Origin of the sequence: Bifidobacterium pongonis, from assembly GCF_019331805.1 — a bacterium.
GTDB lineage: Bacteria > Actinomycetota > Actinomycetes > Actinomycetales > Bifidobacteriaceae > Bifidobacterium > Bifidobacterium pongonis.
In genome coordinates this window covers 62,891-70,771 of the sequence record NZ_JAHBBE010000008.1, presented here as the reverse complement: position 1 = coordinate 70,771, position 7,881 = coordinate 62,891, and the positions used below count along the sequence as shown (strand labels likewise).

The window sequence follows — 7,881 nt, the reverse complement described above, 5'->3', positions numbered from 1 at the left end:
CCGGCCAGCGGCCCGTCGATGATCACGAGCAGGGTCGGCCCGGCGTTCTGCGCGGGCGCACGGCCTGCCGAAGCGGGCTTCTGCGGTTCCACCACGGTATTGGGCATGGGTGAGGATGTCGCCTGATGCGCGCGGCGCTTCCTGCGCTGGCGCGAGCGTGAGGGGCGCGGGCTGAACGATTCGATGTCCTTGCGCAGGGATCGCACGGCAAGCCATGCGAACACCCATAACAGAATCAGGAAACCGTATTTCAGCAGCGCAAACGTAAGTTCAGTCATACTAAGGCCTTGACGCCGACGGCATCACTCCTGTTCCTGGGACGAAGCCCAGTAAAGGATGCGGGTACGGCCGATGGTGATGGTATTGCCGTCCAGCAGCGTGGCGGCGGGAACCTGATGGCCTTCGACGTACGTACCGTTGGTGGAGCCCAGGTCGCGGGCGATGACACCGTTGGGCGTGATATCGATTTCAAGATGCTTGCGGGAGATGCCCGGATCGTCGATGACGATATCGCAGCCGGAACCGCGGCCCAGAACAGTCTTCTCCTTGGTGAGCAGGTACTGGCTGCCGTTGATCTCCAACAGCGGGCAATCCTGGCTCTGCTCGTCGGTCGTGACCGGCACGGCGTTGCCCTGCGCGGATGCGGCGGTGAGCTTGAAGCTGCCCTTGGCGAGATCGAGATCCTCCTCGAAGATCACCACGACGGGTCCGACGAATGCGTAGTGCTGGCTGCGTGCGTAGTTGGTGAGGTTGTCGGCGAGCTCATCGGCGAGCGTTTCGCTGCCCCACTGTTCGATATGGTCGAAATCCGGCGTGCTCAGCTTAAAGCGGTACTCATTCGGGGCGACGGTACGGTCGCGGCCCACGGGCATGGCCTCGTTATCAATCTCACGTTCCAGCGCGCTGGACAGGTCCACAGGTTGCAGGTCTTTGGAGCCGAATTTCGAGAACACTCCATTCACTGCGCCTTCCACGCTTTTCTCAAAACGGTCGAGAACGCTCATAGTCATCCCTTTCTATATCCCTCACCAGTGTACGCAATAGGTGCAACAGGCGCTAATCAATACGTTGAGGAATTGTGATTATTCCGCCATATTCCTGTGGGCATGGGGGGACTGCGCGTGCGACCAGCATAGGGGATGCGAATCAGGTATTGAAAAGCATGATGTCGGAAAACGTTGTCAAATAGCCGTTTGTGCGGGTTTCGAAAGGTGACGGTCGCGGCTGGCGGAGACCGGTGGGTAAGGTGGGTGACTATGAACGAGCATGTGATCGATGAATACCCCCGTTTGAAGGCGCGCACCCTGCGTTTCACCTGCGGCGCGCCGCGTTCCGCCAACGTGATCGGCGACGGCTCCCGTGCGCTGTTCCTGCGCTCCGACGGCCCCGAGGACACGGTGACCAGCCTGTGGATGAGCTGGTTCGACACCGAAGACGAACATCATGAGACGCTGATCGCCGACCCGCGCGTGCTGCTCGGTGACGACGCGGACAGTGAAAACGTTCCCGCCGAGGAGCGTGCGCGCCGCGAACGCGCCCGCGAAGGCGGATCCGGCATCGTCGGCTATTCGGCGGACGAAAGCGGTTCGCGCGTGGTGTTCACGCTTAACGGACGTCTGTTCCTGGCCGAACTGGACGATGTGACCGAAGGCGGCGAGGCCGCGGTACGCGAACTGTGCGCAGGACGCCTGACCGCCGAAGCGGGCACCGCGCCCGTACTGAACCCGCGCATCAGCCCCGACGGCGAACATGTGCTGTACACCACGGGCGAGCGCCTGCAATTGGTGAGCATCCAGCCGTGGGACGAATACGAGTCCGGCGAAGCGGACGGCAACGTCACGCTGCTCACCGCCAGCGTCGAAACGGACGATGAAGCGGATGATGCCGACGATTCTGATGATGTGATGGGTGGTGCGGACGAAGCCGACGATACGGACGGCACGGAGCCGGGCGCCCATCAGGACCCGCACCCCGCCGAAAACACGTGGAAAGTAGGCCTCGCCGAATTCGTGGCAGGCGAGGAAATGGACCGGTACGACGGCTTCTGGTGGGCGCCCGACTCCCGGCAGATCATCGTCGAATCATTCGACACCGCACCCGAACCCATGTGGTACATCAGCGACCCCGCCAACCCCGGCAAACCCGCGGAAGGACGCCGCTACCCGCGCGCGCTGACCGCGAACGCCGACGTGCATCTCGACCTGCTGCGCCTCGACTTCGACAGCGAAGGCAGGCATTCCATCGTCGCATTCCACGAAATCGAATGGGACCGCGAGACTTACGAATACGTGGCACGCGTGGTCTGGCAGAAGGACCGCTGCCCGCTGCTGCTGGTGCAGAACCGCCGTCAGACCCGCGACCAGGTGCTCGCCGTGGACGAGAACGGCGCGACATACGTGCTTGAGGAACACGCCAACGACCAGTGGATCGACATCGTCGACGGCCTGCCAGCACTGACCAGCGACGGCCGACTGATCTGCGCGCTCAACGACATGGACACGAACACGAACCGACTGACCGTGGACGGCAAACCCTTCACCCCAGCCGGATGGAACGTGCGCGGTGTGCTCGACGTGACGGACGGCGACGTGCTGTGCGTGGTACAGCGCGACCTCGAACTCGCGCCCGACGTGCCGCAGGCCTGGCAGGAAACCGCCGACCTGCACGACGCAAGATGCCATGACGTGGTGAGCATCGACTACACGGGCGACGTGCGACCGATGGTGGGCGAACCCGGCGTGTGGACGGCATCACGCGGCACCTACGGCGAAGTGGTGTCCGGCGGCATGATGGGCACGAACGCGACCACCATGATCCACGTGGTGCATGTGGCGGCCGCAACGACCGATTCGGGAGAATCGGACATGCGCAGCGTGGCCGCGCTCATCGCCAACAACGCCGCCGACCCCGGATTCCTGCCCAACACCAGCTTCGCGACCCTGCCCGGCAGCCACCATCTGCTCGCCGCGATCACCATGCCGAGCGAAACAAGCCCCTACGCGCACGCCAACAGCCTGCCCGTCCTGGTCAAACCCTACGGCGGCCCCGGATTCCAACAGGTCGTGTTCAACTCATCCTTCTACTGGGACGCGCAATGGTGGGCCGATCAGGGCTTCATCGTGCTCACGGCGGACGGCCGCGGCACCACCGGCCGCGGTCCCAAGTGGGATCGCGAAATGTTCGAAGACATGAAAGGCGTATCCCTCGCCGACCAGATCGAAGCCGTGCGCGCACTGCCGGAACTCGACTGGGGCGACGGCCCGCAACCCGACCTCGACAAGGTCGCGATGATCGGCTGGAGCTTCGGCGGATTCCTATCCGCGCTCGCCGTCCTCGACGCGCCCGACGTGTTCCACGCCGCCTGCGCGGGCGCCCCGCCCACCGACTGGACGCTGTACGACACCCATTACACGGAACGCTACCTGGGCCTCGACCCCGAGGTCTACGAGCGCAACTCCATCGTCGCGGACGCGCCCAAACTCACCCGCCCGCTCATGCTCATCCACGGGTTCGCGGACGGCAACGTCACCATCGCGCACAGTCTGCGATTGAGCCAGGCGCTGATGGCCGCCGGTCGCCAACACACCTTCCTGCCACTCACCGGCATCACCCACATGACCAACGACGAAACCGTGGCCGAAAACCTGCTGCTCGAACAGCGCGACTTCCTGCGCCAGGCGCTCGCGTTGGACGCGGAATAGCGGGAATGGCCGGAATAGCAGGAACAGCAGGATAATCGAATCGGATAATCGAAGAACACGGAACCCGCGGAATCAACAGGATTCACGGGATCAACGGAACCTACGGAACCAACGGAGACTGGTATGGAAGTGACGTTGCTCGACGAGCGCAATTACGCCGACACCATGGCGAACGTCGTCAAACCCGCGCTCAAAGCGTGCCTGACCGAAGGACGGTTCGACCCCGCGCAGGCGGAACGCGACGCGGGATTGAAACCGTTGCAGGGCACCCTGCGCTATCTCGCCTACGATGCCGCGCGATTCGACACCGAACGCAACCAAGACGCCGCCGCGACGTTCCGCGGTTGCATCGTGCTGAGCCATGGATTCACCGAATTCGCCGAAAAATACGACGAGATGATCTGGTATTTCCTGCTCGCCGGCTATTCGGTGTGTGCGATCGAGCATCGCGGGCATGGCGGTTCCGCGCGTGACGTGGACGACCGGTGCGGCGTGTGGATCGACGATTGGCGCAGATACGTCGCCGATCTCGCCGGTTTCGCCGAAACCGTGGGACGGCAGTACGCGGACGGCCACCCGCTGTACCTGTATTCGCATTCGATGGGCGGCGGCATCGGCGCGGCCGTGCTGGAACGGTGCCCGGCGTTGTTCGACAAGGCGGTGCTCTCCTCGCCGATGATCGCGCCGCAGATCGGCATGCCGTTGGCGCTCGGCCGCCCGTTGACCGCCCTGGTCTGCGGTGTCGGACTCGGGCGTACGGCGGTGTTCGGGCAGAAGGATTTCGACCCGTCCGCGCCGCTGGACATGGCCGCCTACCCGGGTGCCAGCGAGCCGCGCGAACGCTACTATCACGGGCTGCGCAGCGGCAACGTCGCCTACCAGACATCCAAGCCCACGTTCCAGTGGGTGCGGCAGGCGCTGAAACTCAATCGTGCGCTGTTGGATCCGGAAGCGTGCGGCGACGTCGAGACGCCGATCCTCCTGTTCCAGTCGGGGCGTGACGAATGGGTGCTCAACGAGCCACAGGATTGGTTCGTCGATCGGGTGCGTGCGGGCGGGTGCCCGGTCGAAAAAGTGCGATACGACGATTCGCTGCATGAGATCTTCTCCATGCCGAACGACATCCTCGAACCGTATGTGGCGCGCATCCTCGACTTCTATGGGACGCCGACGGCGAGCCTGTGAGCTTGCGGGTTTGCGGGCGTGGCTCGGCAGGTACGACCGCCACATGATTACGGCGCCGGAACGGGGGTATGGGTTACGCCCCGTTCCGGCGCCGAATCGTCTTCGGTAAAGATTGCGGCAAGCCGCATCCCCTATGTGGCGATGGATATTCCAGTCTCACCTCTTGATACAGTTGGGGGAGGCGAGTGGGGGCATTCCCTCGCCGTTTTTTGCAGAGATAGTTGCAGGTTGAGGAGAGGGAAGGAACTCCTATGAAATCAACTCTTCACAAGACATCGCGAGCCAGAATCCGCACGGCGGCCGTCGCCATCGTCGCCGCATGCTCGATGCTGCTGCCCGCAGGCATGGCCGCAGCCACCGAAACCCCCGGAATCAGCGTGAAGCAGGGCGCCGGGTACACGGCCACGAAGATCTCGCACCCGAACGCGGGCCTCGGCGAGAACGACGGCATCGTCAACACGGACGCCAACGGCAATCCGACTACCGCGGCAGGGGATGCGGACCGTGGCCAGAACTACTCCTGGTCGTCCGTCGGCTACGGCGACTGGATGTACGTGGGCACCTGCTACTCCGCGATGGGAAGCACGCTCAAACTCATGGCGAACACCATGGGCACCACCTACGCGAAGCTGAAGGCTGCGCTCAACGTCGCATTCAACGGCGAACTGTTCCTCGACAGCGGCGAAAACCACAGCCTGCTGCTGAAGATCAACACGAAGACCGGCGAAGTCAAGATCGTCGTCGACCCGATCCAGAAGGCCACCGGCGCCAACACCAACGTGAACGGCTACCGTTCGGCCATCGAATTCCACGACAAGCTGTACTTCGCCGCCGCGGCGACAGGCACGCCGTACCTGCTTGAAGTCGACCCCGCCACCGACAAGACCCAGATCGTCTACCAGAGCAGCGGCGTCGCAGCTGGCGTTTCCGTCGGCATCCGCGGCCTGGCCGTGCTGAACAACCAGCTGATCGCCAGCATGATCGGCCCGAAGGGCGCCTACATCGTCGCCTCCTCGAACCCGTCCGCCGGTGCGGACTCGTTCACCACCATCGCCACGCAGGAAGACCTGCTGGACTACCCGGCATACCATTACACCGACGGCATCTTCGGCGGCGCGATTTGGGATATGGCCGCGTTCAACGGCAAGCTGTACATCACCGTCGTCACCGCCAAGGGCAGCAACAAGCAGGGCTTCGCGCTGTTCCGCGGCGAGCGCACGAACGACGGCAACTGGAAGTACACGCCGCTGGTCGGCGATCCGAAGGACGGCTCCCGCTACGAGTTCGGATTCGGCGCGAACCGTTCCGGCGCCGCCAACCTGGTCGTGTACGGCAATCACCTGTACATCGGCGGCTACAACGACCCGATGGTCGCCCTGCCCGACGCGCTCAACTTCAAGTTCGCCAACCTGTACAACGACCTGTCCAACCCGGTCAACCTGTGGCGTATGGACACCGATGAGAACTTCGAACTCGTCGCCGGTGAAGACAACAACCAGTACTTCGGCAATCCGGTCGGCACGATCGACGGCGCCACCATGCGAGCCGGTCTGGGCTCCGACAGCGACATGAGCCGTCACCTCAACCAGTACGTGTGGCGCATGCAGTCCTACGACGGCAAGATGTACGCCGGCACCTTCGACATCAGCGACCTGTCCTACCCGGTCACACAGTTCGTCAACGGCGACATCCTCAAGCGCACGCCGGAACAGTGGAAGAAGCAGATCCAGTACATCAAGGAATTCCTTGAGCTGATCAAGGACGACCAGAACGGCAAGCAGACCGCCGGCAACGGTCAGGACGCCAAGACGCAGGAGAACGGCGTCGCCGTGCAGAGCGCCGACGCAGCCAAGTTCACCGCATCCGACGCGCTCGTCAGCGATGTCGAAACAATGCAGCAGCTCATGGACAAGATGCAGCAGGACCTCGAAGCCAAGCAGACCGACATGTCCGCCGACGGCGTCGCAACCCAGTCCAACAACGCCTACACGCTCGCCGACCGCGAACAGTTCCTGGCATGGCTGAACAAGCTGCTCGACCTGTACAACCGCAACAAGCAGTACCTGCCGGCATCCGTCACCAACGAACTCGACAAGTGGCTCACCCAGGAGAACGTCGACAACTTCGCCGACTTCGTGGGCGTGTGCGAATACCTGCACTACGCCACCACCGACAAGCGTGGCTGCGATCTCGTCGTCACCTCGGACGGCGTGAACTTCAAGACCATCACGCGCAACGGTTTCGGCGACAACAACAACCACGGCCTGCGCGTCTTCGCTGTCACCAACACCGGTCTGAACGTCGGCACCGCCAACCCGTACCATGGCACCCAGATCTGGAAGCTGGACGACGGCAAGGGCGATGCGGTGAACGCCGAACTGACCAACGGCGACGCCTACGTGTACGACAAGTACGACGCGAAGGCGAAAGGCCAGAACCAGCAGGGACTCAACGTCGGCGTGAAGTTCAACGGCAACACCGTGGAAGACGTGCAGTACGATTACACGTCGCTTCAGGCGGGCAAGGATTACACGGTGAACGAGGACGGCTCCGGCATCACGCTGAGCAGCGCGTTCCTCAACGGCAAGAAGACCGGCAGCACCGGATCCGTGACCGTGTTCTTCAACCGTGGTGCCCGCGCACGCTTCACCGTGCAGATCAAGGACAGCACGCCTACTGAGCCGTCTCCGGCAAAGCCCGCGAAGCCGGCCGCTTCGGCCGACGCCAAGAAGGACGCGGCGAAGTCCGGCACGACCGCCAATACCGGTTCCGCCGTGCTGGGCGTGGCCGTGGCGGTGGCCGTGATGGCGCTCGCCGCCGGTGCCGTGCTGGTGCTGAAGCGCCGCGCGTGAGGTGCTGTGCATGAGGCGCTGAATATGGCTGGGCCGAGGGGCTTGGCGCTGAAGCGTTGAAGCCGTTCACGGCACAGCTCGCCTACGAACTCGGGGTGCGTATCGAGAAGATCGATGCGCACCCCGTTTTTCGTAGGCGCGGC

Annotated in this window: 4 protein-coding genes and 1 pseudogene; 3 read left to right on the top strand and 2 right to left on the bottom strand. The window is 63.4% G+C overall.

The window, feature by feature from the left end; genetic code table 11:
* Together KIH75_RS03350 and KIH75_RS03345 are read right to left on the bottom strand one after the other, a co-directional pair.
* Positions 1–278: pseudogene (locus KIH75_RS03350) on the bottom strand (FHA domain-containing protein FhaB/FipA); the annotation flags it as partial.
* Positions 279–302: 24 nt separating this feature from the next.
* Positions 303–1,004: an FhaA domain-containing protein gene (locus KIH75_RS03345; protein WP_219055387.1), complete on the bottom strand. Its 702-nt coding sequence runs from the start codon at positions 1,002–1,004 to the stop codon at positions 303–305.
* Positions 1,005–1,256: 252 nt separating this feature from the next.
* Here KIH75_RS03345 and KIH75_RS03340 point away from each other — a divergent pair, with 252 nt between their 5' ends.
* From KIH75_RS03340 to KIH75_RS03330, 3 genes are all read left to right on the top strand, one after another.
* Entirely contained in the window at positions 1,257–3,701 is a 2,445-nt protein-coding gene (locus KIH75_RS03340; protein WP_219055386.1) for a prolyl oligopeptidase family serine peptidase, read from the top strand.
* Between the two features lie 123 nt (positions 3,702–3,824).
* Positions 3,825–4,886 carry an alpha/beta fold hydrolase gene (locus tag KIH75_RS03335; RefSeq protein ID WP_219055385.1) on the top strand — a complete coding sequence of 354 codons (1,062 nt, stop codon included), beginning with the start codon at positions 3,825–3,827 and terminating at the stop codon, positions 4,884–4,886.
* Positions 4,887–5,137: 251 nt separating this feature from the next.
* Positions 5,138–7,738 (top strand): X2-like carbohydrate binding domain-containing protein, encoded by a 2,601-nt coding sequence (locus KIH75_RS03330; RefSeq protein ID WP_236028005.1) that lies wholly within the window; start codon positions 5,138–5,140, stop codon positions 7,736–7,738.
* Positions 7,739–7,881 lie beyond the last annotated feature (143 nt).

Excerpts from the sequence above, each read along its gene's own strand:
- KIH75_RS03345 (WP_219055387.1), bottom strand. The coding sequence starts at position 1,004 with ATGAGCGTTCTCGACCGTTTTGAGAAAAGCGTGGAAGGCGCAGTGAAT.
- KIH75_RS03335 (WP_219055385.1), top strand. The coding sequence starts at position 3,825 with ATGGAAGTGACGTTGCTCGACGAGCGCAATTACGCCGACACCATGGCG.
- KIH75_RS03330 (WP_236028005.1), top strand. The coding sequence starts at position 5,138 with ATGAAATCAACTCTTCACAAGACATCGCGAGCCAGAATCCGCACGGCG.
- KIH75_RS03340 (WP_219055386.1), top strand. The coding sequence starts at position 1,257 with ATGAACGAGCATGTGATCGATGAATACCCCCGTTTGAAGGCGCGCACC.